The 26348-nt window shown below is 63.5% G+C and carries 27 protein-coding genes; 18 read left to right on the forward strand and 9 right to left on the reverse strand.

Annotated features, from left to right (window positions below; translation table 11 throughout):
• The 5 genes from ACTEK7_RS01375 to ACTEK7_RS01395 are packed head-to-tail and all read left to right on the forward strand — an operon-like array spanning position 1 to position 3561.
• Positions 1–807, forward strand: a complete 807-nt coding sequence (locus ACTEK7_RS01375) for a biotin--[acetyl-CoA-carboxylase] ligase (protein WP_036025332.1) — start codon at positions 1–3, stop codon at positions 805–807.
• Positions 807–2477, forward strand: coding sequence for a ribonuclease J (locus tag ACTEK7_RS01380; protein ID WP_225143299.1), 1671 nt, complete (start codon positions 807–809; stop codon positions 2475–2477). The genes ACTEK7_RS01375 and ACTEK7_RS01380 overlap by 1 nt, the downstream gene beginning before the upstream one ends.
• A gap of 10 nt (positions 2478–2487) precedes the next feature.
• On the forward strand, positions 2488–2892 hold the full coding sequence (gene mce, locus ACTEK7_RS01385; RefSeq protein WP_036010154.1) for a methylmalonyl-CoA epimerase: 405 nt from the start codon (positions 2488–2490) through the stop codon (positions 2890–2892).
• 9 nt (positions 2893–2901) lie between these two features.
• Positions 2902–3177 (forward strand): DUF1467 family protein, encoded by a 276-nt coding sequence (locus ACTEK7_RS01390; protein WP_025036606.1) that lies wholly within the window; start codon positions 2902–2904, stop codon positions 3175–3177.
• 30 nt (positions 3178–3207) lie between these two features.
• Positions 3208–3561: a hypothetical protein gene (locus tag ACTEK7_RS01395; protein ID WP_036010150.1), complete on the forward strand. Its 354-nt coding sequence runs from the start codon at positions 3208–3210 to the stop codon at positions 3559–3561.
• Here the strand turns inward: ACTEK7_RS01395 and ACTEK7_RS01400 are convergent, their stop codons facing one another.
• On the reverse strand, positions 3562–3825 hold the full coding sequence (locus tag ACTEK7_RS01400; protein WP_024341246.1) for a GlsB/YeaQ/YmgE family stress response membrane protein: 264 nt from the start codon (positions 3823–3825) through the stop codon (positions 3562–3564).
• 31 nt (positions 3826–3856) lie between these two features.
• Complete coding sequence (locus tag ACTEK7_RS01405; protein ID WP_036025325.1) at positions 3857–4306, reverse strand: YidB family protein; 450 nt, start codon at positions 4304–4306, stop codon at positions 3857–3859.
• Positions 4307–4536: 230 nt separating this feature from the next.
• Between ACTEK7_RS01405 and mtnK the strand changes: the two genes are divergently transcribed.
• On the forward strand, positions 4537–5826 hold the full coding sequence (gene mtnK / locus ACTEK7_RS01410) for an S-methyl-5-thioribose kinase (RefSeq protein ID WP_225147164.1): 1290 nt from the start codon (positions 4537–4539) through the stop codon (positions 5824–5826).
• Positions 5827–5890: 64 nt separating this feature from the next.
• Here mtnK and ACTEK7_RS01415 read toward each other — a convergent pair whose 3' ends face one another.
• Complete coding sequence (locus ACTEK7_RS01415) at positions 5891–6775, reverse strand: hypothetical protein (RefSeq protein WP_225147163.1); 885 nt, start codon at positions 6773–6775, stop codon at positions 5891–5893.
• 223 nt (positions 6776–6998) lie between these two features.
• Here ACTEK7_RS01415 and ACTEK7_RS01420 point away from each other — a divergent pair, with 223 nt between their 5' ends.
• From ACTEK7_RS01420 to ACTEK7_RS01445, 6 genes are all read left to right on the forward strand, one after another.
• A complete protein-coding gene (locus tag ACTEK7_RS01420; RefSeq protein ID WP_463671661.1) occupies positions 6999–8588 on the forward strand; it encodes an ABC transporter substrate-binding protein in 1590 nt (529 codons plus the stop codon).
• Positions 8589–8643: 55 nt separating this feature from the next.
• Positions 8644–9567, forward strand: coding sequence for an ABC transporter permease (locus tag ACTEK7_RS01425; RefSeq protein ID WP_128265629.1), 924 nt, complete (start codon positions 8644–8646; stop codon positions 9565–9567).
• Positions 9564–10385 (forward strand): ABC transporter permease, encoded by an 822-nt coding sequence (locus tag ACTEK7_RS01430; RefSeq protein WP_036010134.1) that lies wholly within the window; start codon positions 9564–9566, stop codon positions 10383–10385. Before ACTEK7_RS01425 ends, ACTEK7_RS01430 begins: the two co-directional genes overlap by 4 nt.
• Positions 10382–11362, forward strand: coding sequence for an ABC transporter ATP-binding protein (locus tag ACTEK7_RS01435; protein WP_225113108.1), 981 nt, complete (start codon positions 10382–10384; stop codon positions 11360–11362). Before ACTEK7_RS01430 ends, ACTEK7_RS01435 begins: the two co-directional genes overlap by 4 nt.
• Positions 11355–12383: an ABC transporter ATP-binding protein gene (locus tag ACTEK7_RS01440; protein WP_225133772.1), complete on the forward strand. Its 1029-nt coding sequence runs from the start codon at positions 11355–11357 to the stop codon at positions 12381–12383. Before ACTEK7_RS01435 ends, ACTEK7_RS01440 begins: the two co-directional genes overlap by 8 nt.
• Positions 12384–12678: 295 nt before the next feature.
• Positions 12679–14436 carry a B12-binding domain-containing radical SAM protein gene (locus tag ACTEK7_RS01445; RefSeq protein WP_225147162.1) on the forward strand — a complete coding sequence of 586 codons (1758 nt, stop codon included), beginning with the start codon at positions 12679–12681 and terminating at the stop codon, positions 14434–14436.
• A 189-nt stretch (positions 14437–14625) separates the two neighbouring features.
• Here ACTEK7_RS01445 and ACTEK7_RS01450 read toward each other — a convergent pair whose 3' ends face one another.
• A complete protein-coding gene (locus ACTEK7_RS01450) occupies positions 14626–16191 on the reverse strand; it encodes a winged helix-turn-helix domain-containing tetratricopeptide repeat protein (RefSeq protein WP_225133846.1) in 1566 nt (521 codons plus the stop codon).
• 160 nt (positions 16192–16351) lie between these two features.
• On the opposite strand from ACTEK7_RS01450, the gene ACTEK7_RS01455 reads away from it, so the two are divergent.
• The 3 genes from ACTEK7_RS01455 (at position 16352) to ACTEK7_RS01465 (ending at position 18892) form a co-directional block, all read left to right on the forward strand.
• Positions 16352–16606 (forward strand): DUF1127 domain-containing protein, encoded by a 255-nt coding sequence (locus ACTEK7_RS01455; protein ID WP_225133770.1) that lies wholly within the window; start codon positions 16352–16354, stop codon positions 16604–16606.
• A gap of 203 nt (positions 16607–16809) precedes the next feature.
• Positions 16810–17802: an ABC transporter substrate-binding protein gene (locus tag ACTEK7_RS01460; protein ID WP_225147161.1), complete on the forward strand. Its 993-nt coding sequence runs from the start codon at positions 16810–16812 to the stop codon at positions 17800–17802.
• Between the two features lie 127 nt (positions 17803–17929).
• Positions 17930–18892, forward strand: coding sequence for an ABC transporter substrate-binding protein (locus ACTEK7_RS01465; protein ID WP_225133769.1), 963 nt, complete (start codon positions 17930–17932; stop codon positions 18890–18892).
• A gap of 208 nt (positions 18893–19100) precedes the next feature.
• Here ACTEK7_RS01465 and ACTEK7_RS01470 read toward each other — a convergent pair whose 3' ends face one another.
• Positions 19101–19727 (reverse strand): LysR family transcriptional regulator, encoded by a 627-nt coding sequence (locus tag ACTEK7_RS01470; protein ID WP_225133768.1) that lies wholly within the window; start codon positions 19725–19727, stop codon positions 19101–19103.
• A 131-nt stretch (positions 19728–19858) separates the two neighbouring features.
• Between ACTEK7_RS01470 and ACTEK7_RS01475 the strand changes: the two genes are divergently transcribed.
• Positions 19859–20251, forward strand: a complete 393-nt coding sequence (locus ACTEK7_RS01475; protein ID WP_225147160.1) for a RidA family protein — start codon at positions 19859–19861, stop codon at positions 20249–20251.
• 46 nt (positions 20252–20297) lie between these two features.
• Complete coding sequence (locus ACTEK7_RS01480; RefSeq protein WP_225147159.1) at positions 20298–20999, forward strand: L-2-amino-thiazoline-4-carboxylic acid hydrolase; 702 nt, start codon at positions 20298–20300, stop codon at positions 20997–20999.
• A gap of 305 nt (positions 21000–21304) precedes the next feature.
• On the opposite strand, the gene ACTEK7_RS01485 is transcribed toward ACTEK7_RS01480, so the two are convergent.
• The 4 genes from ACTEK7_RS01485 to ACTEK7_RS01500 all read right to left on the reverse strand — a co-directional run bounded on the left by ACTEK7_RS01485 (position 21305) and on the right by ACTEK7_RS01500 (position 25425).
• Positions 21305–22330 (reverse strand): ABC transporter permease, encoded by a 1026-nt coding sequence (locus ACTEK7_RS01485; protein WP_225147158.1) that lies wholly within the window; start codon positions 22328–22330, stop codon positions 21305–21307.
• Positions 22331–22341: 11 nt separating this feature from the next.
• Positions 22342–23844 (reverse strand): sugar ABC transporter ATP-binding protein, encoded by a 1503-nt coding sequence (locus ACTEK7_RS01490; RefSeq protein ID WP_225147157.1) that lies wholly within the window; start codon positions 23842–23844, stop codon positions 22342–22344.
• Positions 23845–23859: 15 nt separating this feature from the next.
• Positions 23860–24879, reverse strand: a complete 1020-nt coding sequence (locus ACTEK7_RS01495; RefSeq protein WP_225133764.1) for a sugar ABC transporter substrate-binding protein — start codon at positions 24877–24879, stop codon at positions 23860–23862.
• A gap of 141 nt (positions 24880–25020) precedes the next feature.
• Positions 25021–25425 (reverse strand): globin, encoded by a 405-nt coding sequence (locus ACTEK7_RS01500; RefSeq protein WP_225147156.1) that lies wholly within the window; start codon positions 25423–25425, stop codon positions 25021–25023.
• A gap of 482 nt (positions 25426–25907) precedes the next feature.
• Between ACTEK7_RS01500 and ACTEK7_RS01505 the strand changes: the two genes are divergently transcribed.
• Positions 25908–26282: a DUF2946 family protein gene (locus ACTEK7_RS01505; RefSeq protein ID WP_193374985.1), complete on the forward strand. Its 375-nt coding sequence runs from the start codon at positions 25908–25910 to the stop codon at positions 26280–26282.
• The last annotated feature ends 66 nt before the right edge of the window (positions 26283–26348 follow it).

Below are 26348 nucleotides of genomic sequence, written 5' to 3' on the forward strand. Positions count from 1 at the left end.
ATGGCCTTCGCGCTCGGTCCTCGCGCATCGGCTGCGGGCTACAGGCTCGCGGCGTTCGAACGGACCGGCTCGACCAATAGCGAGGCGATCGAACACGCCAGGGCCGGCGAGCGCGGCCCGATGTGGTTCGTCACGTCCGAGCAGACCGCCGGCCGCGGCCGGCGCCAGCGCGCCTGGATCGCGCCGCGCGGCAATCTCGCCGCCAGCATCCTCGAAGTCATGGACGTCGCCCCCGCCGTCGCCGCCACGCTCGGCTTTGCCGCAGGGCTGGCCGAGGAGGCGGCACTGGAGAAGGTGAGCCTCGAGGCCGCGCTCCGTCTCGGCGAAGGCCGGCCCCGCTACGCGCTGAAATGGCCGAATGACGTGCTCGCCAGCGGCAAGAAGCTGGTCGGCATTGGCCTTGAGGCCGAGGCCGTCGGTGGCGGCCTTGCCGTCGTGGTGGGCATCGGGACCAATGTGGTCGCCGCGCCCGAGGGCACCCCGACGCCCGCCGTATCGCTGGCCGCCCTCGGCGTCCAGATCAGCGCCGAGGAGCTATTCATGGCGCTGTCGGATGCCTGGGTCGAGTTCCGCGGCATCTGGGACAATGGCCGCGGCTTTGCCGAGATCCGCAGGCTCTGGCTGGAGCGCGCCGCCGGCCTCGGCGAAAAGGTTGCCATCCACACGGGAACCATGACGCTGGAAGGTGTTTTTGACACGATCGACGACACCGGCTGCCTGATCGTCCGCACCGCGGAGGGCCGCCTCGTGCCGGTTGCGGCCGGCGAGGTGTTCTTCGGCCCCGTCGCCTCGGTGGGAGCAGCGTGATGGCAAGGCCGGACGAATTGGTGTTTGCGCCGCTCGGCGGCGTCGGCGAGATCGGCATGAACCTGTCGATCTACGGCCTAGGCAACCGTCACCAGCGCGCCTGGCTTGCGGTCGATCTCGGCGTCTCCTTCGGCGATGAGGAGCATCTGCCCGGCATCGACCTGATCATGCCCGACATCTCCTTCCTGGAGAAGGAGCGCAAGAACCTGATGGGCCTCGTGCTGACCCACGCCCATGAGGATCATTTCGGCGCCATCATCGACCTCTGGCCGAAGCTGAAATGCCCGATCTACGCAACCAGGTTCAGCGCCGCGCTGTTCGAGGCCAAATGCGCCGCCGAGCGCAACGCGCCCGAGATTCCGGTCACCGTGGTGCCTTCAGGCGGCCGGGTCGATATCGGTCCGTTCAACGTCGAGTTCATTCCGGTCGCGCATTCGATTCCGGAAGCGCATGCGCTGGCGATCCACACCGACGCCGGCATCGTGCTGCACACCGGCGACTGGAAGATCGACCCGACCCCGACGCTTGGAGCCGCGACCGACGAGAAGCGGCTGCGCGAATTGGGCGAGCAGGGCGTGCTCGCCTTGATCGGCGATTCCACCAATGCCGTGCGCGACGGCCGTTCGCCCTCGGAGGCCGAGGTCGCCCGAACCATCATCGACCTCGTCAAATCCGCCAAGGGCCGCGTCGCGGTGACGACGTTCGCCTCCAACGTCGCCCGCGTCAAAGCGGTGGCTGACGCGGCGAGGGCCGCGGACCGCGAGGTCGTCGTGGTCGGCCGGGCCATGGAGCGCGTGGTGCAGGTTGCACGCGAGACCGGCTATCTCGAGGGCGTGCAGAACTTCCGCTCGCCCGAGGTCTATGGCCACCTGCCGCAGGACAAGGTGCTGGCGTTGTGCACGGGCAGCCAGGGCGAGCCGCGCGCCGCGCTGGCCCGCATCGCCAATGACGACCATCCTGAAATCACGCTGAACCGCGGCGACAGCGTCATCTTCTCCTCGCGCACCATTCCCGGCAACGAGAAGGCGGTCGGCTCGATCATCAACAATCTGGTGCTGCAGGGCGTCGAGGTCATCACCGACCGCGATGCGCTGGTCCACGTCTCCGGCCATCCCCGCCGTGACGAGCTGCGCGATATGATCTCCTGGGTGAAGCCGCAGATCCTGATCCCGGTCCACGGCGAGGCCCTGCACCTGCATGAGCACGCCAAGCTCGCCCGCGCTGCCGGCGTGCCGCGCGTGCTGGTCTGCCGCAACGGTGACCTCGTCAAGCTCGGCCCCGGCGATCCCGGCATCGTCGGCGAGGTGCCGTCGGGACGTCTGTACAAGGACGGCACGATCCTGGAAGACTCCAAGTCCCGTGCCGTCGTGGAGCGGCGCCGCATGGGCTTTTCCGGCTGCGCCTTCGTCGCCATCGCGATGACCGCGCAGGGTGAGCTCGCCGGTGATCCCGAGCTCGATTTGGTCGGCATCCCCGAGAAGAACAGGGCCGGCGAGGCCTTCGACGACGTCGTCTTCGATGCCGTGATGTCGACCATCGAAGGCTTGCCGAGGGCGCGCCGGCGCGATCCGGACGCCTTGGCCGAGTCGGTGCGACGCGCTGTCCGGGCCGTGATCAACGAACATTGGGGCAAAAAGCCCCCCTGTCTGGTACATGTACTGACGGTATAGGGAGGGGAACATGTTGGGCCGGCTCAACCATGTCGCGATCGCGACCAAGGATGCGGTCAAGGCCGCGAAGATCTACGGTGCGGCCTTCGGCGCCCAGATTTCCGAGGCCGTGCCGCTGCCCGAGCACGGCGTCACCACCGTGTTCGCGACCCTGCCCAACACCAAGATCGAGTTCATCGAGCCGCTCGGCGAGGCCTCGCCGATCGCGAAGTTCATCGAGCGCAATCCCGACGGCGGCATCCATCACGTCTGCTACGAGGTCGTCGACATCATCGCCTCGCGCGACACGCTGGTGAAGGAGGGCGCGAGGGTGCTCGGCGACGGCGTGCCGAAGATCGGCGCCCACGGCAAGCCGGTGCTGTTCCTGCACCCCAAGGATTTTTCCGGCGCCCTCGTCGAGATCGAGCAGGCATAGGGCCGCGTCATGGCCATCCAGATTTCAACCTGGCTCGCGATCTATTTCGTGCTCTGGTGGGTCATGCTGTTCGTGACGCTGCCGTTCGGCGTGCGCAGCCAGCACGAGGACGGTGTTGGCGCGCCCGGCACCGATCCCGGTGCTCCCATCCTCACCCGCATGGGGCACAAGCTGATCTGGACCACGATCATCTCGGCAATCGTGTTCGGCATTGGCCTTGCGGCCTATCATGCCGGCTATCTCTCGATCGAGCGCCTGTCGAAGATGATGGGAATGCCGTTTTAAGTTTTGATTGGCGTTGTTATGGGGTCAAAAATGACATTTCAGCGTATCGTCATTGCGCTTCTGGTGCTGATCGTCGCAGGGCTCGGTGCCATCGGCTATTTCGAATGGCGAATGGCGGCGCAGGTGCGCACCCTGAAGGCGTTCGTCGAGGGCTATGTCTTCAACGAGGCTGTGCTGGCCTGCGAACAGGCCAAGAGCTCGACGCCGTTCAAATGGAACGGCGGCAAGAGCACCTCGGTGATCGGCCTGAACTCGGTCAAGACGGACAAATACACGGTCAGCGCCAGCTACACGCTGGTCGCGGACAGCGTCTATTGCGACTACGATCCGATCAAGAGAAAGGCCGACATCGGCTCCAGCTTCCTGGAGCGGGAGACTTTCTAGCTAGATCGCGCGGCGCTGCCGGCCGGCGAAGAGACCGTAAACGAACAGCACGATGATCGCGCCGACCACGGCACCGATCAGGCCCGCACCCTCGCCAGGGCGATACCAGCCCAGCGCTTGCCCAAGATACGAAGCGACGAAGGCGCCGACGATGCCGAGGATGGTCGTCAGGATGAACCCTGAAGGTTCGTTGTCGCCCGGCATGATGAACTTGGCGATCACGCCGGCGAGAAAGCCAATGATGATGGTCCAGAGAATGCTCATGAGTACACCTTTTCGAGTTGAGCCGCTGCTTCTATGCGTCGGGCAGGCGTCCATCCGGCGTGTATTTGTCGATTGCGGAAGGAAGCTCGCGGGTTAGCCGTGAGACGATCTCCTCCTGGGAAAGCCCGGTTTGCTGCGCGAGCTTCTCCAGGACGTCGCTGCCGATGGCTTGCTTGAGCTCCGGCGGGGAGATCTCCTTGTTGGGGCCTGGCTTCACCCATGAATCGGCGATCTCGCCCTGCCCATTCTGGTTGAACCTCTCCAGGAGCTCGCCAATCCCGCCATTGAGCAGGCCCCCGATTCCGCCAGCGCCGAGCATGCCGCCGAGATTGCCGAGCATGCCTCCGAGCGGTTGCTGGCCGCCGGTGGACGAGCCGGCGCCGGCGCCTTTCAGCAGCTCCGCCAGCTTGTCGCGGTTCTGATATCCGGCGATGGCCAGCATCGCCAGCAGGGCAGTCATAGATGGCATTCCGCGGCTCATCGCTCGCTCCTTTTAGAAGGTCAGAAACCCAAAACCGTCTCAGCTTGCTTGGGTTCCTCAATCGACCAATCGGAGCTCGCGACCAAGCGTCCCAGCTTGGCCGCCACCAAAGCACCGGGTGGCAGACAACGTACATTGTGGCTACGATCCGATGAAAAGAATGGCCGGATCGGCTCGAGCTTGCCAGCATCGGGAGTAGCGATCCGGCCCAGACATGGGATGGGATCGCAATGACCGGGGACCGGGCAGGGGACTATCGGATTTTGCACGAGGCGGACTTGCGGGACTATCTCGCGGGCTTGCCTGATATCGCCGCGCTCCTTGGCGGCGAGGCGTCCTCCTGGGCGATCACCGAGGTGGGCGACGGCAACCTCAACCTCGTCTTCATCGTCAAGGGCGCGCGCGGCGGCATCGCCGTGAAGCAGGCGCTGCCTTACGTCCGCCTCGTCGGCGAGAGCTGGCCCCTGCCGCTGTCGCGCGCCCATTACGAATATCTGGCGCTGTCGCGCCAGGCCCAGCTCGCGCCCGGCCTGGTGCCGGCCGTGCTGCATCACAACGAGGCGCTGGCGCTGACGGTGATGGAGCTGCTCGAGCCCCACATCATCATGCGCAAGGGCCTGGTCGCGGCAACGCGCTATCCGCGTTTCGTCGACGATATCACCACCTTCATGGCGCGGACGCTGTTCTTCACCTCCGACCTCGCGCTGTCAGCGGCCGAGAAGAAGGAGGCCATCGCGGCCTTTGCCGGCAACCACGCCCTGTGCAAGATCACCGAGGACCTGATCTTCACCGATCCCTACCGCATCGCCGAGCAGAACCGCTGGACCGCGCCCTATCTGGACGGCCTTGCCGCGAACCTGCGCGAGGACTTGGAGCTGCATGTCGCTGTCTCCCGGCTGAAGCTGAAATTCATGGCGAGCCCGGAAGCGCTGATCCATGGCGACCTCCACACCGGCTCGATCATGGTCACGGACGGCCAGACCCGGGTGATCGATCCGGAATTCGCATTCTACGGTCCGATGGGCTTCGACATCGGCGCCGTGCTGGCCAATCTCCTGATGGCCTATTTCGCTTCCGCCGGCCACGAGCGCGCGCCGGGCGAACGGGCGGCATTCGAGGCCTGGGTGCTGGAGACGGTCGAGCAGGTCTGGACCGAGTTCGCCCGAAAGTTCCTCGATCTCTGGCGGGCGGGAGGCACCGGCGATGCCTATCCGGTCACGCTTTTCGCCGGCGAGCAGGGTGCCGTGCGGCTGGAAGCCGAGCGAAAAAGTTACGTGCAACGCCTGTTCGCCGACGCTGTCGGCTTCGCAGCCGCAAAAATCATCCGCCGCATCTTCGGCCTCGCCCACAACATCGATTTCGAGCTGATCGAGGACCCGCGCACGCGGGCGGTCAGCGAAGCCCGTGCCGTGCGGCTGGCGAGGGCGATGATGGTGGAGACGGCGTCGTTCCGGACCATCGCGGATGTGACGAATGCCGCGCGAAAACTGCGGGACTGGATGCCGGAATTGTCGGGCTGAACCAGCCTCATGAGGAGCCCGCCCACGCTCCGTGATTGCGAGATGAGAGATCGTCCCCGGAACGTTAGTAAAGCCGCATCGGCAGCAGGACGCCGTCCGCGCCGGCCAGCAAACCCCAGGTCTCGTTGGCCGCGACCTCGAACTCCCGGCTCGCTGCCGCTCCGCCGTCCACCTTGAGGGTGACCTTGTACCTGCCGGGCGGCAGATCGAGCTTCTGGCTGTCCGGCAATTCGCCTGCGGCACCGTCAGAGTTCGCCAGTTCTTCGCCGGCGTGCGCCGCCAGATTGACGGCCTGGTCGGCGACGGTGATCACCGCCGCTTCATCCGTCTTGTTGCCGAGCATCAGCCTCACATGCCCGGGCTTCGGCAGCAGGCCGATGGTCGCCGAGGCGAGCTTGCGCCTCGACAGCTCGGCAATTGTCTTGTCGTCCTGACGTGAGAGCCGGAGCAGGACCGGTCCCTCTCTCGTCAGGAACGTGATCACGGCCCGGTCCGGCTCTTCGACGGCACCTTCTTTCTCCGTCCAGCCACGCTTGCCGAGTGCGTCGCGATAGAAGCCGAGCACAGAACCGAGATCGCGCGGCGTCTCGGCGTAAATCGACCGGATCTGCGGCGAATCTTTCGCCGTCGCGAGGGCCCAGCCTTCGGGCAGCGGCAGGCCGGTATGCTCGGAGAGCTTGGCTTCGAAACGTGCTCCCGCACCGCGCGCCATCATCCCGACGGGAATGCTGAGCAGTCGTTCGACGAAATTGTCCAGAGTGTCATGGCTCCGGACCGCCCACCAGGTCTGGTCGACATTGTCGTTCGCGCCGGAGGTGCGACTCCAGCCGAACTGGATAGCGTCTGTCACGCTCTCTCCACCTAGGCCGGCCGCGACCGGGCGCGCCAGCACGGCCGTCGCGGCGACCAGACCGGCCGCGAGCAGGGCAGCTAGCGTTCGGCGATTCATTTTTTTCCAGATCCCTTGGGGCTCAGATAATGATCCTGAGCTTGGTCGCGTTGATCAGGAAAAATGTTCATCAATCCTTCTCGCCCGATGACGCACCGCGTCAATGCCCCGCCGAAAGACTGCCTCAGGAACCGGCATCATTTGCCGTCAAAACGAAGCTTGCTTTCGGCAGGCGACGAATGATCAAATCACTCATCGCAATACGCCTGCGTCGGGGGGACACATGATGTTCAAGACCATCGCGATCGTTGCCGGTTTGGGACTGGCGCTCGCCGCCACAGCCGAGGCGCAGACACCGCGCAAGGGCGGAACCATCCGCATGACGGCGCCCTACGGCTCGAGCTTCACCAGCCTCGACATTCACACCACGCAGCGCGCCCAGGATGAGATCTACGCCAAGGCCCTGCACCGTTCGCTGTACATCTGGAATTCGGCGGAAGGAAAGCCGGTGCTCGAGCTCGCCAAGGAGGATGTGGTCTCGGGCGGAGGCCTCGTTCACACCTTCAAGCTGCGCGACGACGCCTATTTCCACAGCGGCCGCAAGATGACGGCCGACGACATCATCTGGTCCTACAACCGCATCATGGACGGCAGCAAGGCCTATCCCGGCGCGCGTTACGTCCGTGTCATCGAGGGCGCAGCCGCAGTCGAGAAGGGCCAGGCCAAGGAGATCTCGGGCCTGAAGAAGATCGACGACTTCACCATCGAGATGAAGCTGACCGAGAAGGTTGATCCCGGCTTTTACTTCTTCACCGCGCTGACCTCGATCTATCCCGCCGACGAGGCCGCCAAGGAAAGCTTCATCCAGAAGCCGATCGGTCTCGGTCCGTTCAAGTTCGTGGAGCACGTGCCGGGATCGCGCATCGTCCTGGAGCGCTGGGACCGGTTCTACAAGCCCGGCAAGCCCTATGCCGACAAGATCGTGGTGTCGGTGATGGGCGAGGCCGCGGCGCGCGACGTCGCCTTCCGCAACAAGGAGATCGACACCTCGGTGCTGGGACCTGCGCAGTACGTCGCCTACCAATCCGACGCCGACCTCAAGGGCACCATCGTCGAGGTCGCCGAGGTGTTCACGCGCTACATGGGCATGAATCCCGCGGTCAAGCCGTTCTCCGACAAGCGCGTGAGGCAGGCGATCAATTACGCCATCGACACCGATTTGATCATCAACAAGCTGGTCAAGGGCAAGGCCTACCGCGCCACCAGCTGGCTGCCGCTGACCTCGCCGGCCTACGACAAGGCGATGAAGCCTTATCCCTTCGATCCCGCAAAGGCCAAGCAATTGCTCACCGAAGCCGGCTATCCTAACGGCTTCGAGTTCGAATGGACCACCAGCCAGAATGAAAGCTGGGGCCTGCCGATCGTCTCGGCCGTCATTCCGATGCTGGACAAGGTCGGCATCAAGGCCAAGGTCAAGCAGGTCGAGACCGCGGTGCTGGCCGAGGTGGTTCGCACCGGCGACTATCAGGCCTTCATCTATTCCCAGGCGAGCGGCCCCGATCCTCAGGCCGCGCTCAAATGCTTCCATTCGGCGACGCCGCAGGCGGCCTGTAACTACACGACCTACAAAAATCCCGACTTCGACAAGATCCTCGATGAAGCCGGACAGGCCGACGATCCCACAAAGCGCATCCAGTTGCTGCAGAAGGCCAATGCGCTGCTCTACGAGGAGGCGCCGGTCTGGTTCTTCAACTACAACAAGGCGGTCATGGCGGTGCAGCCCTGGCTGAAGGGAATTCAGCTCAACGCGACCGAGCTGACCCACCAGAACGTCGAGGACCTCTGGGTCGACGAGACCTCGCCCGCGAAGTGACACGCGCGCTCCCGCCTAGCGCGACGGGCGAGGGAGGGAGCGGGGAAAAGTTGAGATGCTCGCGTTCCTGATCCGCCGCGTCCTGCAGACCATCCCGACCGTGCTCGCCGTGGTGCTGCTGGTGTTTGTGCTGTTCAGCGTCGTTCCCGGCAGCATCGTCTCGAGCATGAGCGACGACAGTGATCCGCAGGTCGAGCTGCGCATGAAGAAGCAGCTCGGCCTCGATCAGCCCGTCTATATGCGTTTCGGCACCTACATCGCCGGGCTCGCGACCGGCGATTTCGGAACATCGTTCCGGACCCGTGAGCCTGTCACGACCATGATCGCCAAGCGGGCATGGCCGACGCTGCAGCTGATCTTCGCATCCATGGCGTTTGCGATTCTGCTCGGCGTGCCGCTCGGCTTCGTCGCCGCCTTGCGGCCGGGCAGCCTCGTCGACACCGTCTCGATGATGCTGGCAGTGTCCGGCCTGTCATTGGCCAAGTTCTGGCTCGGGCTGCTCTTGATGTACCTGTTCGCGCTCAAGCTCGGCTGGCTGCCGAGTTTCGGCTACGGTGACGGCAGCCTCAAATACCTGATCCTGCCCGCCGTGACGCTTGGCGTCTCGCCGATGGCGCTGCTGGCGCGGACGACGCGCGCCGCGGTGCTCGAGATCATGACCGCGGATTTCGTCCGCACCGCGCGCTCGAAGGGCATGAGCGAGACCAGGGTCGTCAAGTGGCACGTGATGCGCAACGCGCTCGTCCTCATCCTCACGACCATGGGCCTGCAGTTCGGCGCCCTGATGGGGCAGGCGGTCGTGGTCGAGAAACTGTTCTCCTGGCCGGGCATCGGCTCGCTGCTGGTCGACAGCGTGCTCCAGCGCGACATTCCCGCCGTCCAGGGCTCCATCCTCGTCGTGGTGATGTTCTTTCTCGCGATCAATCTGTTGATCGACATGCTCTACGGCGTGATCGATCCCAGGATCAGATACGCATGAAGCTGCGCGCCAATCTCGTCATCGGCGGGTCGTTGTTCGCGCTGGCGATCGTGGTCGGTCTGCTCGCGCCATGGCTGGCGCACACCGATCCCGTCATGGACGCCAACCTCATGAATGCGGAGGAGCCGCCGAGCTGGACCTGGTGGTTCGGCACCGACGCGCAGGGCCGCGACATCTATTCCCGTGTCCTCTACGGCGCGCGCGTCTCGCTGACGGTCGGTATCGTCTCCCAGCTCATCAACAGCGTCATCGGCGTGGCGCTCGGCCTCAGCGCCGGCTATTTCGGCGGCTGGTGGGACGATGTCGTCAACGCCCTGACCAATCTCATGCTCGCGATCCCCTCGCTGATCTTCGCGCTCGCCATCATGGCCGTGCTCGGTCCCGGGCTGACCAGCCTCTTGATCGCGCTCGGGCTGACCAACTGGTCGTTCACTTGCCGCCTGGCACGGGCCTCGGCGCTGTCGCTGCGGAGCCAGGGCTATGTGCAGGCGGCCACCGTGCTCGGCTACGGTGATATCCGCATCATGATCACGCAGCTCCTGCCGAACATGCTGGGGCCGATCGTCGTCATCGGCACGCTGGGCATGGGCAGCGCGGTCCTGTCCGAAGCCGCATTGTCGTTCCTGGGCCTCGGCGTCCGCCCGCCCTTTCCGAGCTGGGGCAGCATGCTGTCGGAAGCGCGCGAGCAGATCACGACGGCGCCGTGGCTTTCGATTTTCCCGGGCCTTGCCATCTTCCTCACCGTGCTCGGCCTCAATCTGCTCGGCGATGGCCTGCGCGACATCCTGGATCCGCAATCGCGGAGCCGGCGCACATGACCGGCGCGCCGCTGCTCGAGGTCGAGGATCTCCGCATCGATCTCGATGACGGATTAAGGCGCGTTGCTGCGGCCGAAGGCGTTTCATTCCGCATCGATGGCGGCGAGACGTTCGGCCTCGTCGGCGAGTCCGGTTGCGGCAAGAGCATCACGGCGCTCGCTTTGATCGGCCTGCTGCGGCCACCCTTGTCGATCGGCGGCGGCGTCATCCGGTTCCAGGGCCAGGAGATCCAGCACCTGTCCGCTGCGAGGCAACGGCAACTGCGCGGCAATCGCATCGCCATGATCTTCCAGGAGCCGATGACGGCGCTGAACCCGGTCTCGCCGGTGGGGCGGCAGATCGCCGAGATGTTCGTGCTGCATAAGGGCAAGAGCTGGCGGGAGGCCAACCAGCTGGCGGTCGAGGCGCTCGCGAGCGTCCGCGTCCCCGCGCCGGAGCGGCGCGTGAAGGACTATCCGCATCAGCTGTCGGGCGGGATGCGCCAGCGCGTGATGATCGCGATTGCGCTCGCCTGCGGTCCGGACCTGCTGATCGCCGACGAGCCGACGACGGCGCTCGACGTCACCGTGCAGGCGGAGATCATCGAGCTGATGCGCAATCTGTGCGCCGAGCGCGGAACGGCGATCCTGATGATCAGCCACGATCTCGGCCTTGTTGCCAATGTCTGCCGCCGCGTCGCCGTCATGTATGCCGGCCGCATCGTCGAGGAGCGCGGCTCGGCCGACATCTTCCGAGCGCCCTCCCATCCCTATACGCAGGGCCTCGTCGACTCCCTGCCGCGTCTCGGCAGCCGTGCTGCGCTCGGCCGCAGCAGGCTGAAGGAGATCGCGGGCGTCGTGCCGGCGATCACGCGCTTCCCCGATGGCTGCCGGTTCAATCCGCGTTGCGCGCAGGCGACGGATATTTGCCGAACCACCGCGCCTCAGACGGAAGGGCTGGAGGCGGGCGGTTTCGTCCGGTGTCACCACCATGCATGAGCCAAAGGGGAGAGCGGATGACGATGTGATCCTCAGCGTGGAGGATCTCGCCGTTCATTTTCCGCTTGGAGGCGGCCTGCTGGGCCGCGGCCGTCGGCTGCTCCGCGCCGTCGACGGCGTCGACCTCAGGCTGAAGCGCGGCGAATGCCTCGGCCTCGTCGGCGAGTCCGGCTCGGGCAAGTCGACGGTCGCGCTCTCGATCCTCGGCCTGCTGACGCCGACGCGCGGCCGCATCGTGCTGGACGGGCAGGTCGTCACGAACCGGCAATCCGGAGACCGGAAAGCGCTCGCCCGCATCGTGCAGATCGTGTTCCAGGATCCCTACGCGTCGCTCAATCCGCGCCAGACCGTGCGCCGCACGCTCGAAGATCCCCTGCGCGTGCACGGCGTGACCGCGAAAAGCGAGATCGAGGACCGCCTCGCGACGATGCTCAGGCACGTCGGCCTGCGCCCCGAGCAGGCCGACCGCTATCCGCATGAGTTCTCCGGTGGCCAGCGCCAGCGCATCGGTATCGCTCGCGCGCTGATCCTCAACCCCAGAATCGTCATCTGCGACGAGCCGGTCTCGGCGCTCGACGTCTCGATCCGCGCCCAGATCATCAATCTGCTGCTGGAATTGAAGGACACGCTCGGCCTGTCCTACATCATGATCAGCCATGACCTCGGCGTCGTCGAGCACATGAGCGACCGCGTCGCGGTGATGTATCTCGGCCGCATCGTCGAGAACGGCAACTGGCGCGAGATCTTCGAGCGTCCCGCGCACCCCTACACGCAGGCCCTGATCGCCGCCATCCCCGATCCGCTGCGCCATGCCCCGCTGGCAACGACCGGCGGCGACCTGCCCAATCCGCTCAACCCGCCGAACGGCTGCGCCTTCAGCCCGCGATGTCGCTACGCGGAGGCGGTGTGCCGGAGCGAGCCGGGGCCAACGCTGGAGACGCGCGCAGATGGGCACGCGGTGCGGTGCTGGCGGAGCGAGGAGATTGCCGGGCGGTCGGCACTAGTCTCGGCGGAGGGCTGATGGCCCAAGGGGGAAGGCACGTCTATTCCACCTGGGCGTGTACTCACAGAAAGGCGATGTCAGCTTCTGAGGGCATAGGAAAATCCTGTGATCAATCAGAGCATTATCGCACGTGACCGGGAGCGGACGTCTTGCGCATGAGCTGGCGACTGTGCAGCCCCATTTGTGCCGAACATGCTATAGCACCGTCTGCGGTTAGCTGACCGGATGTTTTCGCGCCACAGTTCGTTGTCTTTTTGCGGGGAGCTGACGGAAACCAGTTGGCCCTTGACCGAGATCGAGCTACCCGTAGCTCATGAGGACGAACAAGACTTTCCGGCTTGTTCTGATCAAGCCGTCACATTACGACGACGATGGCTACGTCATTCGATGGTGGCGCGGCGGCCTGCCTTCGAATTCGCTAGCCTGCCTTTACGGCATCGCGCTCGATTGTCGCGAACGCGGGGTTCTCGGGCCCGATTTCAACATCGAGATCGACGCCATCGATGAGACCAACTGGAAGGTGCGTGTCGCGGATCTGGCGCGTGCGATCAAGGCTGCGGACGCCGGCATGGTGATGCTGGTCGGGGTCCAGTCCAACCAGTTTCCCCGATCGCTCGATCTGGCGAGACAGTTTCGCAAGCTCGGAATCCAAGTTGCGATCGGCGGCTTCCATGTGTCCGGCACCCTCTCGATGTTGCCGGAGCGCGATCCCGGCGTTCAGGAGATGATGGACGTCGGTGTGTCGGTCTTCGCAGGCGAAGCCGAGGGACGGCTCGAGGAACTGTTGCAGGATGCGGTCGCCGGGCGGTTGCGGCCTCTCTACAACTACATCGACGATCTGCCGCACCTGGAGAGCCAGCCTTTGCCGATCATTCCCCGCCAGCAGATCGGAAGGGTCATCGGCCACACCACGAGCTTCGACGCGGGGCGCGGCTGCCCGTTCCAGTGCTCGTTCTGCACCATCATCAACGTGCAGGGCCGCAAGTCGCGACGCCGCAGCGCCGACGACATCGAGGCCGTGATCCGCGCCAACGTCGCTCAGGGCGTCTTCGCCTTCTTTCTCACCGACGACAATTTTGCGCGCAACAAGGATTGGGAGATCTTGCTCGACCGCATCATCGCGCTGCGCGAGACGGAGGGCTGGGACCTCCGTTTCACGATCCAGGTCGACACGCTCTGCCACAAGCTGCCCAACTTCATCGAGAAATGCGCCAAGGCCGGCGTCCGGCGATGCTTCATCGGCCTCGAAAACATCAATCCGGACAGTCTGCTCGGCGCCAAGAAGCGACAGAACAAGATCACCGACTATCGCGAGATGATGATGGCCTGGAAGAAGGCCAGGATCATGACCGTCGGCGGCTACATTATTGGCTTTCCCAACGACACACCGGAATCGATCGTCCGCGACATCGAGATCATCAAGCATGAGCTGCCGATCGACATGCTGGAGTTCTTCTTCCTGACGCCGCTGCCGGGCTCGGAAGATCACAAGACGCTCTACCTGAAGGGCGTCGCGATGGATGCGGACCTCAACAAATACGACCTGGACCACGTCGCGACGGACCACCCCGCCATGTCCAAGGCGGACTGGGAGCGCGCCGTCGAGCTCGCCTGGAACACCTATTACAGCTGGGAGCACATCGAGACGCTGATGCGGCGTGCCGCGGCGATGGGCAATAATGTCGGCAAGATCGGCACCTACGCGCTCTATTTCAAAGGTTACCATCCCATCGAGCGCGTCCATCCGCTCGAAGGGGGTGTGCTGCGGCTCAAAAGCCGCGACGAGCGCCGTCCGCATCTGCCGGTCGAGCCGGCCTGGTCCTTTTATCCTCGCTATGCCGCCGACACCGCGGTGAAGGCGGTACAATGGGCTTCGCTCGCGCTGCGCCTCCACCGGCTGGCGCGCAAGGTCAAGTCGGATCCGCACCGGCTCGCCTATGTCGATGCGGCGATCACGCTGCAGGCCGACGAGACCGAGTCTCTGGATTTGTACAAGACGCGGTCCAGCCAGGCGTTTCTCGATCAGCGGCGCCATATCGAAGAGGCACAGAAAGCGACTCGCGTTAATTGATTTCTCACCCGCCGCGAACCATCGAATCAGATTGACCGACGTCCTGTTGCGCCAGACAGCCCCAAACCATCACGTCGGCTTCTGTGCCCCAAGCTGACCAGAGACGAGGCGCCGCCATGTCGGCTTTCTACGGGATACCGGACATGGCACCATGGTGGCACTGACCGCCGCTAATGACCCAAGCGGACGTCAACCCTCCGGCACCCCGGCCAAGCGCAGACCCTCGTAAATTCGGTCGCGTCCGGCAAGGAAGGTCGGATTGTTGCTCGGTGCTGTGGCGCGCAAGCGGCGGATGGTGAAAGTCGGATCAAGGACAAGGGCCGCTCGCGCAGCGGCCTTTGCCTCATCCAACTCGCCAAGTCGCACCAAGGCGCCGGCGAGCCAAACCTGCGCAAGTGGATTGTTGCGATTGGCCTCAATGCTGCGCCTTAACCAAACCACCGCTTCCGCGGCGGCATCAAGGTTCAACTTGGCTGCGCCAATGACCATCAGCCAACGGAAGGCTCTTATGTCGCGAGGAGACAGCCGGAGCGCCTCAAGGATGTGCATCTCGGCTTCCATGGCTCGACCGGTGTAGGTTTTTGCCAGACCAATCCAAGCGTGGGCCTCGGCCAAATTGCGATCCAGAGCCAACGCTCGTTCGCATGCCGCAATACCTTGAGCGGCGCGATTTGTGGTGATCTGGACGAGGCCGAGAAGCAAGTGCGCCATGGCATTCTGTGGCGCCAGCGACAAGGCCTTGCCCAGCGTCTTCTCTGCCGCTGCAAGGCGAGGGGTCGCGTCGTCGGTCAAGAAAGACGCTGGAAAAGTTACATCGACCTCTGCTCTGCCGACCAGTGCCTCCATGCAGGACGGGTCGAGCACCAAGGCACGTTCGAAAAAGCCCTGTGCTTGCGTCAGGAGCTCGGGGGTCTGCCCCATGTTGGAGATGGCTCTGCCCCGGAAATACAGGTCCATCGCGTCCGGGTTTGCGGAGCTCTCGGCTCGCCGCGCCTCAGCTGCAATCAGCTCGGCGTTCAGCGTGTTGGCCAGCCGTGACACAATTTCGTCCTGCATGTCGAAAAGGTCGGCGACAGGTTTGTCGAATCGCTCTGCCCAAAGATGGTTGCCCGTTTCGGCGCTGATCAGCTGTACGCTTACGCGAAGCCGGCTACCGGCCCGCTGAATCGAACCTTCCAGGATATAGCGAACGTTCAGGTCGCGGCCGACCTGTCTGAGATCGATCGACTTGCCCTTGTAGGTAAACGCTGTGTGTCGGCCAATGACGAACGAACCGCTGATGCGCGACAGGTCCGTGGTCAGGCTCTCCGTAACGCCGTCGGCGAAATAGTCTTGTTCGGCGTCGCCGCTTATGTTTGCGAACGGCATCACAACAATGGAAAGACGAGGTGCCGGGGTGGGGGAGGTCTCCTTGTTGTCATGCGCCGCTGCAACTGAACGCTCCTGATCTTCGATGACCCTGCCGACGAACCGGAAGCCCTGGCGCTGCAGCGTCCTGATTACCTGCTGCCTTTCGCCGGTGTCGCAGACGGCGGTCCGGGCTGCATTGAGACGGGTCGTCAATGCTGCATCCGAGACAATGCGGCCGTTCCAGACTGCGCTGATGATGTCGTCTTTGCTGACCACCCGTTCCCTATTGCGGATCAGGTAGTGAAGCAGGTCGAACACTTGTGGTGCGAGAGCGATCAGCTCGGCGCCTCGACGCAGCTCGCGCCGGTCCGTGTCAAGTGTGTGTTCTTCAAAGTGATAGCGCATCTGCCACTTCCTCCATGCCCAGGGATGTTCGGGAGGCGCTGCAACGGCCGACTGCAAAACATTAAGCCGCCGGTAATCAAAATGTAAGCCGCAGATAAAGCAGGTCTGTTCGGGCGCAGGCACGTTCCTTCCGGTGACCGCTTACCCGGAGGCAAATTTCATGAGCACGAACCACGTTACAGGCGGAACGGCACGTCTGAATCTTTCCATCCATCCGATCTGCGCCTTCTTCAAACAATACTGGCGTACTTTTCAGGAGGAGCGGCGGCGTCAAAAATTGCGGACCGCTTTGTATGCACTCAACGATCATTACCTCAAGGACATCGGGATTTCGCGCGGCATGATCGAACATATTAGTTCGAACCCGACCGTCGACCCGCGATTTGTCGGGAGCGACTACCTGGAGAGTGGCTGAAGATGGGGCCTATTGGTTCGGTCGCAATGGTCCGCTTGTGGCCCGTCGGCGAAGTTGCGCCTCGGCGGTCGCTAGTCCGGTCGCTCGGCCGGAGCGGACCAGATTTGCTCAACCTGAGTTCTTCGGGTTTTAACTCAATTGCCGACATCCGGCTTTGAATCTGCTAAATTGTCTCAGTGCAGCCCTGGCATTGGGAGGGACACATGCGACGACGCGATTTTATTGCGTTTGTTGGTGCAGCATCCATGCTGCCTGCTGTGGCACACGGGCAATCGAGTAAAGTGCACCGGATGGCGATATTGCATCCATCGCACCCCGTAACAGAGCTGAACGAACTTAGCCGCTTTCGCTATTACCGGGAGTTCTTCAGGGAACTTCGTCGTCTTGGATATGTCGAAGGGAGAAATCTATCTATTGAACGCTTCTCCGGAGAAGGTCGCGTTGATGGCTATCCTAAGCTCGCAACCGACGCCGCAGCTCGCAATCCAGACGTTGTTTTTGCGATCAGCGTTTCCCTGGTCCTTGCAATGAAGCAGGAAACGCCAACAGTCCCGATCGTTGCCATGACCAGCGACCCCGTGGGTCACGGCATTGCAGCCAGCATCGCTCGGCCGGGCGGAAACATTACTGGCGTTACCGTCGATCCCGGCTTGGAGCTTTGGGCGAAACGCATCGAGCTTCTGAGGGAGATTGCCCCCAAGATATCAAAACTCGGTATTTTAGCTACAAGAGCAAATCCGGAGGCAGCCGCAATGCGTGAGGCGGCCGATAAGGCCGGGATCACCGTTGTGGGCCCCTCTTATGTAGATAATGGGAGTGAGGAAGAGTACCGAAGTATTATTGAGACAATGTCGCTGACAGGTGCCGATGCTCTCTTCGTCGACGGTAGTCCGGAGCACATTACAAAGCGACGACTAATCGTCGAATTGGCGGCGAAGTCCCGATTGCCGACCATTTACCCGTTTCGTGCATTTGTCGAAGCCGGTGGGCTGGTAGCTTATGGGATCGATCTGGTTGAAGTTTTTCGCCGTGCCGCAGGTGCCATTGATCAAGTTCTTAAGGGCTCAAAGCCGGCTGACATTCCGTTTTACCAGCCAACAAAGTTCGAGCTCGTCATCAATCGGGCGGCTGGAAAGGAAGTCGGAGTAGTGTTCTCTGAGCAGCTATTGGCGCGGGCCGACGAAGTGATCGAGTAAAGAACTGTAGTTGTCACGGTGCATGAGTCCGCTCCTGGCCCGAAGCAGTCATTGCACCCGGTATGGTCTCACGAAAAAAGTGCTAAGCTGATCTTCCCACAGGCGTGATCCCTAGAGGGAGCGACGCATGCGACGGCGGGAATTCATAGCCTTCAGCGGTGCCGTAGCAATCCTCCCATTTGCTGCGGGGGCTCAAGCCCAAGTCCGCCGCGTGGGTGCGCTCCTAGCTAGCCCTCTAAGCAGGCCAATTCTCGAAAGAGTATTGAAGGAGAAAGGTTGGCTGTTGGGTCAGAACCTGCTCATAGATTATTGCATAAGCGATGGCGATACTGAGGAGAGCCGCAAGTGCGCGCGCGAATTGATCTCGTTGAAGCCTGATGTCTTGTTCGCGGTTACCAACACGTCGATGGCGTCACTGCAAGCTGAGGGGTCTAACATCCCGACCGTATTTGCGATGGTCAGCGATCCGATTGGAATGCGCTATGTCGAGACTTTCGCGCGGCCCGGTCGTAATGTTACCGGCTTCACTGCCTTTGTACCATCTCTCGGGGGTAAGTGGGTCTCCCTGCTGAAGGAAATCGCGCCGCAGATTGAGCGGATCGGCGTTGTCTACAACCCAGAACCAGGGAATAACTCTGCTGCGTTTCTCGCTTCGATAAAGGCCGTCGCACAAACCTCCGGAGTGGTTTCGGTGGAGACGCCCCACGGCGATAGCTCCAGCGTCGAACGGCTAATCGTATCTCTCCAAGACGCGCGGAACGCTGGTCTTGTTTTTCTACCTGACGCACTGACTGCCGCACGACGGAAGGAAATGACCGCGCTTGTTGCTAAGTGCAGGTTGCCCGCGATCTACTTCCTACGACTATTCTGCGATGTAGGGGGTCTTGTTTCGTATGGAGTAAACCTCAATAAAGTATATGCAGGCGCGGTATCCTACGTTGATCGAATTTTGCGCGGCGCCAATCCGGCGGACCTGCCAGTGCAAGCTCCGACCGAATTTGAATTCATCATCAACCGCAAGACCGCGAGAGTGCTCGGCTTGGAATTACCCGAAAGCCTCCTCGCCCGCGCCGATGAAGTTATCGAATAGAGAGCCGACTTCCGCTTGTGGCCCAACTCTGACGGCTGGTGAGGCCGGCTTCTGGGCAGCTATCAGGAGCACAGCGGACCTCATCCGCGTTCCAACTGCGGCGCGGGTTTATGACGACGCCTAGACGGTCACCACGACTTTCTTTGCGGCTAAGGATGCGTTAAGTTGAACAGCAGCCCTGGGCCTCGGCACGCAACGTCGGGCCTCTTCAACTCCCGACGCCGCCGACCAGACGCGGGCGGCGATTTGCGAGCGGTTTTGCCGCGGGCAGGCTGCGTAGCCATTCACGAAAACTGACGATCTCCGGACAATCCGCCGTGCCTTCCGGCGCAACCAGCCAATCACCCGCGCCTGATCCCTCATCGATCCGTTCGCAGCGATAGCCGGGATGGTGGCTCACGCCGCGGGCGATCAGCACGTCCACCTTTCCCTCGACCAGCTCGTGCAGGCCGGCGGGCTGCAGCACGCGCACACCGATCTCCGCATGTGCGCTGCGAAACGCTGCAAGCTCGAGGCGGCGCAGGTCGTGACTTCCGTGCACTCCCACTTGCAGCAGCACCGTGCCTGACGGCTTCAATTGCGAGGTCGCCTCGGCGATGTGGCGAAAGCCTTCGGAGATCCCTGGCAGATAGGCCTGGCCGGCCTCGGTGAGGATGAGCTGCTTGTGCAGCCGCTCGAACAGCTGCACGCCAAGGCGCGCCTCCAGCGCTTTCACCTGCTGCCCCACGGCGGCGGGCGTCACGTGCAGTTCGTGCGCGGCCAGCTTGAAGCTGAGATGGCGCGCGGCGGCCTCGAAGGCGCGGAGCGCGTTGAGCGGGGGAAGGGCGTAGGTCATCGCAACTGCACTTTGACACCGATAGGCCGCGTCCTTGCAATAGATTTTCTTGCGCTGAACCGCAGCAATGATGCTTTGCGTGGCCCTGATGCCGCCGGATACGCTTGACGCGCAAAATCTGGAGAAACGCCATGCCGCCAGCTCACATCGTCAGCCACAATCCCGCAACGGTTCACCCGCCCGCCGGCGGCTACTGCATGGGTCTGGAGCTGAAGCAGCATAACCGCCTGCTGTTCATCAGCGGCCAGGTGCCTCAAAATTCCGACGGCACCGTGCCTGAAGGCTTCGAGGCGCAATGCGAGCAGGCCTGGCGCAATGTCAGGGAGGTGCTCGCCGCGGCAGGCCTTGGCGTCGAGCACCTGGTCAAGGTCACCACGTTCCTGACTGATCGCAGCCAAGTCGTCACCAACCGCGCCATTCGTCGGGCCATGCTCGGGGAGCACCAGCCGGCACTGACCGTTGTGGTCGTCGAGACCGTCGACAGCAAATGGCTGCTGGAGATCGAGGCGATCGCCGCGGAATGAGGCGGCGTCGTCGATGTTGCGATGAGGCAAGCATATCAGGTGTCCAATGGCTGAGATTCATCCGTTCTACCAGACGCATCGCCATGCGATGGAGGCCGCCATGCGCGAGCGGATAGGCCTTGCCGAAGCGAAGCTCCGCGAGCGCACGCATCTCTCCGACATCGACGCAATCAGGCAGGAGGTGATGGACGAATTTCAGATCGTCCTCACCCAGATGCCCTATGTCGGCGGCGCGGCAAGCCGCATGAGCGATTTCTTCATGCGTCTGACCGGCTTCATGGCCATCAGTCGGGTGCTGCGGCGTCACGGCGTGCCGGTGCCCGTGATCGGCGAGATCGAGCGGGAAACCTACAAGGCGCAACTGCTGACGACGCCTGAATCCGAGCGTCTCGCCGCAGGGCGTCAGTTCATGTCGCCCGAGAACCAGGCCTTGATGCGTGAACAGGCGGCAAGGAGCGTCACAGAGGCTCACCAAGCGGAGTTTCCGGAAGATTTCGTCTACGATTTCGTCGAGCCGGGTCCGCAGGACACTTTCGAATTCGGCATCGACTACAAGGCCTGCGGCTTCTGCAAGCTCGCGGCGCGCCGCGGCGACAAGGAGATCCTGCCGAACATCTGCGGCCTCGACTTCGTCGCCTACGCCACGCGAGGCATCCGCCTGGAACGGACCCAGACGCTGGCGGGCGGCGCAACCCACTGCAATTTCCGCTTCTCGCGATTGCCATCGAATGCCAAGACCGGGAGTTAGACCGCACCCGCGATATAGCTGATCCCGAATCCACGTCGTCATTGCGAGCGCAGCGAAGCAATCCAGAAATGCATCCGCGGAGAGAGTCCTGGATTGCTTCGCTGCGCTCGCAATGACGGGGGACGGGGGCGCACCGACCTTTCAAAGCCGGCTGCCGATGATGCCACTATACCCCTGTTTTGCCCGACGGAGCAAATCGACTTCGCCGAATCCGCAATTTAACGACACCCACCGGCAAGTCGTTGATTCCGCTGGCCCCGGCTACTGTGCATGGGGTTGTTTCGCATTTTTGTCTTGCCGGCCGTCTATTCCGCCGCTTTCTCCCTCAAGCGCTGCGCATAGACGTTGATGACCAGCGCCGCCAGGAGGATCAGGCCGCGGATCAGGATCTTCAGGAAGCTGTCGATGTTGACGTGGTCGAGGCCGTTGTTGAGCACGCCGAGTACGAACAGCCCGACGATGGTGTTGCCGATGCCGCCGCGGCCGCCGAACAGGCTGGTGCCGCCGACCACGACGGCGGCGATGGAATCGAGCAGGTAGGTGTCGAACTCGTTCTGCTGCGCACTGCCGAAATGGGCGACGCCGAGCATGCCGCCGAGGCCCGAGCACACCGCCGAGATCACCATGACCGCGCCGAGGATCAGCTTGACGTTGAGGCCCGAATATTCGGCCGCTTCGCGATTGCCGCCGACCATGTAGACGTAGCGGCCGAAGCGCGTGTAGGTCAGCACCAGGTGGCCGCCGAGCAGCATCAGCGCGGCGACAATGACGATCCAGGGGATGCCCCCGATCGAGCCGGAGCCCAGGGTCGTGATCAGGCTCGGCACCTTGTAGGCGATCTGGCCGCGCACCAGCAGCGCGGAGATGCCGGCGGCGATCTGCATCATCGCCAGCGTCATGATGAAGGAGGGGATGCCGATCACGGTCAGCCCCACCGCGTTGACGAGACCGAGCAGGGCGCAGAGCAGGAGCGACAGGATGATCGCGACGGCGCCGGGCAGGGGGATGTTGGCGATGTTGACGTAGGATTCCTGCAGCGTGAAGTAGGCGACCGCAATGCCCGTGACGTTGGCGATGCTGGCGACCGACAGGTCGATTTCGGCGCAGAGGATCACGAAGGTGAGGCCGACAGCGATGATGCCCGTCACCGACACCTGGGTCAGGATGTTGCCGAGATTGTCGAGCGTCGCGAAGGAGGGGCTGGCGAAGGCGAAGAAGGCGGTGAGGAAGATCAGCGTCAGGAACGGGGCGATGTTGCGCATCTGCGAGCGCAGGAAGGGGGCAAGGCCCCGCGCCCTCCGTCCTGCCGCCAAAGCCGTCTCGCTGCTCATGTGCTTCTCCGTCACGCCGCTTCCAGCAGGCGGTCCTTGCTGACCGGCTCGTTCTTGAATTCCCGCACCAGGGCGCCGCGCTTGAGCACCAGGATGCGATCGGCCAGCGACAGCACCGTTTCCGGCTCGGTCGACAGCACGATGATCGCGAGCCCCTTTGTTCTGAGGTCGCGGACGATGTTGATGACGTCGTTCTTGGCGCCGACATCCATGCCGCGGGTCGGCTCGCACAGCACCAGCAGCTTGGGCGGATAGGTCAGCCATTTCGCCAGCGCGACCTTCTGCTGGTTGCCGCCCGAGAGCATGCCGAGATCGAGGCCGACCACCGGCGGCCTGATCTGCAGCTGCTCGACCTGGCGCTTGGCGATGTCGCGCTCCTGCGCCGGCTTGAGCAGCAGCGAGGAGATGCGGTCGAGAATGCTGATCGAGATGTTCTTGTAGACCGGCTCCTGGTGGAACAGCATGTCGCGCCGGCTCTCCGGCACCAGCGCCACGCCGGCGCGCCGCGCCGCCGCTGTGCTGGCGAAGGTTTTCGTCACGCCTTCGACTGCAAGCGTCCCGCCGTCCGGTTTCAGCTTGCCGAACAGGACGCGGGACAGCTCCTGCTGGCCGCAGCCCATGAAGCCGTAGATGCCGAGCACCTCGCCGGCGCGGGCCTCGAACGAGACGTCCTGAAGGCTGCGTGACAGCGACAGCTGATCGACGCTGAGAATGACCTTGCTGTCGCTCGGCTCCGGCAGCATCAGATCGTCGGTGTAGCTATGCTCGAGCGCCTCGCCGCCGCGGCCGATCATGGCCTCGATCAGCGCGCCTTTGCTGGTCGCGGCGCTAGCCGTCTCCGCAACCTTGCGGCCGTTGCGGAACACGGTCACCGTGTCGGACACCAGCAGGATGTCCTCGATGAAATGCGAGATGAAGACGATCGCGGTGCCTTCCTCGCGCAGCCGTCGGAGCGTTGTGAACAGTCGCTCGACCTCGGGCGGGGAGAGGGCGGAGGTCGGCTCGTCCAGGATAACGATGCGCGCGCCGGAGAACAGCACGCGCGCGATCTCGATCAACTGCTGCAGCCCGATCGGAAGGTCGCCGAGCCGTGCCATCGGATCGACGTCGATGCCGAAGCGGGCGAGCTGCTCGCCCGCCTCGCGCGCCATCCGCCGCCATTGCACGAGGCCGAAGGCGTTGGTCGGCTGGTTGCCGAGGAAGACGTTCTCCGCGACCGTCAGGTCGGGCGCGACGCTGAGCTCCTGGTGCACCATGGCGATGCCGGCGGCGTGCGCATCGCGCGCCGAGCGAAAATGCATCTCCTGGCCGTCGACCAGGAAGCGGCCGGAGAACTCGGTGTGCACGCCGGCGATGATCTTCATCAGCGTGCTTTTTCCGGCGCCGTTCTCGCCGACGAGACCATGGATCTCGCCGGGATAGAGCGCGAAGTCGACACCACGAAGCGCTTCGACGCCGCCGAAGCTCTTCGTGATGCCCTGCAGTTCCAGGATGGGCTGTTGTCCCACGCTCATGAAGGATCTGGAGGCTCAGATCAGGAAGTGATCCTGCATCCACTGCATCCCGGCGGCGTTGGCCTTGGTCACGACCGGGCCGTCGGTGACGACGTTCTTCGGGATGCCCTGTCCGCTCTTCTCGCCGCCGACCACGGCGGAGACGCCCGCGACGATCGCGCCGCCATGGATGCGGCAGGACGGATTGCGGACGGTCGCGAACATGCGGCCTTCGCTGACCGCCTGGATCGCCGGCGGCATGGCGTCGACCCCGCCGATCAGGATGTTGGTGCGATTGCGCGCCTTCATGATGTTGGCGGCGGCCAGCGCCATGTCGTCATTGTGGAAGAAGGCCGCGTCGATCTGCGGGTATTTGGTCAGATAGGTCTCCCAGAGACGGGCGGTCTTCGACACGTCCCAATCGGCCGGCTGGGTGTCCAGCACTTCGATGCCCGGGAATTGCTTCACGACCGAGTTGAAGCCCTTGGCGCGGCCCTGCGCACCGGTGTGGCCGAGCGCGCCCTGCGTCATGATGATCTTGCCCTTGCCGCCCATGGCGTTGCACAGCGCCTGTGTCACCGAAGCGCCCATGAACTCGTTGTCGGGAGCGAGGAAGGAATGGACGTTGATCTGATCGAGCGGCGCGATCAGCGTGTCCATGTCGATCACAGGCGTGCCGGCATCGATCATCTTCTGCACCGGCTGGGTGAGGGTGCCGATGCCGAAGGCCTGGATCGCGACGAAGTCCCATTTCTGCGAGGCCATGTTGTCGATCGCCGCGCGCTGCTTCACCGCATCGAGCTGCCCGTCGAACCAGGTCACCTCGACATTGAACAGCTTGCCCCAGAATTCCGCCGCCTGCTTGCCTTGCGCGCACCAGGTGGCCTGGAGGCCGGCGTTGGAGAACGCCGCCTTCAACGGCTTCTCGCTGCGTCCGACTGCGGCCAGTGCGGGGTTTATGCCCATGCTGCCGAGGATGGCAGCTCCGGCGCCGGCGGTTGCAGCCGCCTGAAGAAGATCGCGCCTGGTCGTCGAGAAATCTTTCGTCCCGGACATCGCTCGCTCCCATATATTTTGTCGTCGGCGCGTCATTGGTAGCGCTACCGACTCCGAAAGTCTCTCACAAGAGTTGTTCGCACTCAATCTGCATTCAGCCGCAGTGTCGTCGCAGCCCGCGCGTTGGTGCAGCGCAAAGCGTCAGGTGGCCGCGACGGCGAATGCGTCGATCTCGGCGGGCAATGTATCCCAGGACTGCGCGATCTCGGGCGTCCATTCATCGCCGAGCAGATCGCGGAGCGCATCCCTGATGACGGCGAAGAACGCGATGAACAGCTCGCGCGGCGTGCCATAGGCGTCGTGCGAGGCGACCTCGCACGCGATTAGCCGGAAATGCCCGCGGCGCTCGCCGGCGAAGTCGAGAATCGCCTCGATCGTCAGCGCCAGCATCGACCCCTTCACGAGGTCACCGCCGTCCGTGCGGAACATCGCCTGCGTTTCCGGATGGAGATCGAACAGACGTCGAGAGACGAACGGCGTGAGGTCGGCGCAGCGCGAGGCCGCACGTTCGAAGCTGTCGTGGATGGGATGAAAGGCCGCGTTCATCGACGGTTCAGCGCCGCGGGCAAAAAAAGAGCGGGGCCCCGGCCCCGCTCAAAAATTGTGTCGACCCTATTATCCCCGATCTTAAGATTTGATCTTGATTGACGGGGCGACGCTGCGTTTTGCGCGCCAGGGGCTCCTCCCGAGACTTGGACCACCAGGCCTCGACCTCGCGGTCAGCGCCTGAGCAAGAGGGATGCTAGATCAACTTTTCTCACTTGTCATCATTTTCGGCAACGAATGTTCAAAATAGGAGCAGCTGACGAAACGATCGGGCTTTCGGTCCCCTAAATATATGACAGATATAAGAAATTTGCGGATGGCCGGGCGGGTTTTCCTGCCTCAGATGCCGGCCCGCCCGGGGGGTGGGGTCGTCCGACCACAATTTTTCGAGCAGTTTGCGCAGGGCCCAACAGGCGGTGGAACTGGCCTCGACTCGGCCGCGCCCGAGTGATTAGTTAGCGCACGAACGAATGGTCCGGCGGATGCGCGCACGTCTGCAAAAATTCCTGCCTCTGGTCCTGCTCGCCCTGGTGATGCAGGTGCTGGCGCCGATCGCCGCCTGTCTCGCGGCCGGCCAGGCTGCGGCCGATCCGTTCTCTGCAGGCGTCATCTGCCACAGCGCAAGTGAGCAGGGCGGCCCGGTCGACGAGACCGGGACACCGGCCGCAAAAGCTGGCGCATGTGCGCTTTGCTGCCTCGCGCACGCTGACGCCTCGCTTGACGCGCCGCCCCATGCGGCGTTCTCAACTCCCGTCCGCCCCATCGCCCGCATCGTCTGGCACGTGGCGAACGCGCCCGTCCTCGCCGCCATCGACGGTTCGAGCGCTTGGGCGCGCGCTCCCCCTCGCATTTCCTGATCCGCGAAACCTTCAGCTCCGCGCCGGCTTCGGCCGTGCCGGGATCGCTATGCACCGGCTCTCTGC

This window comes from Bradyrhizobium sp. JHI2711 (genome assembly GCF_056156565.1).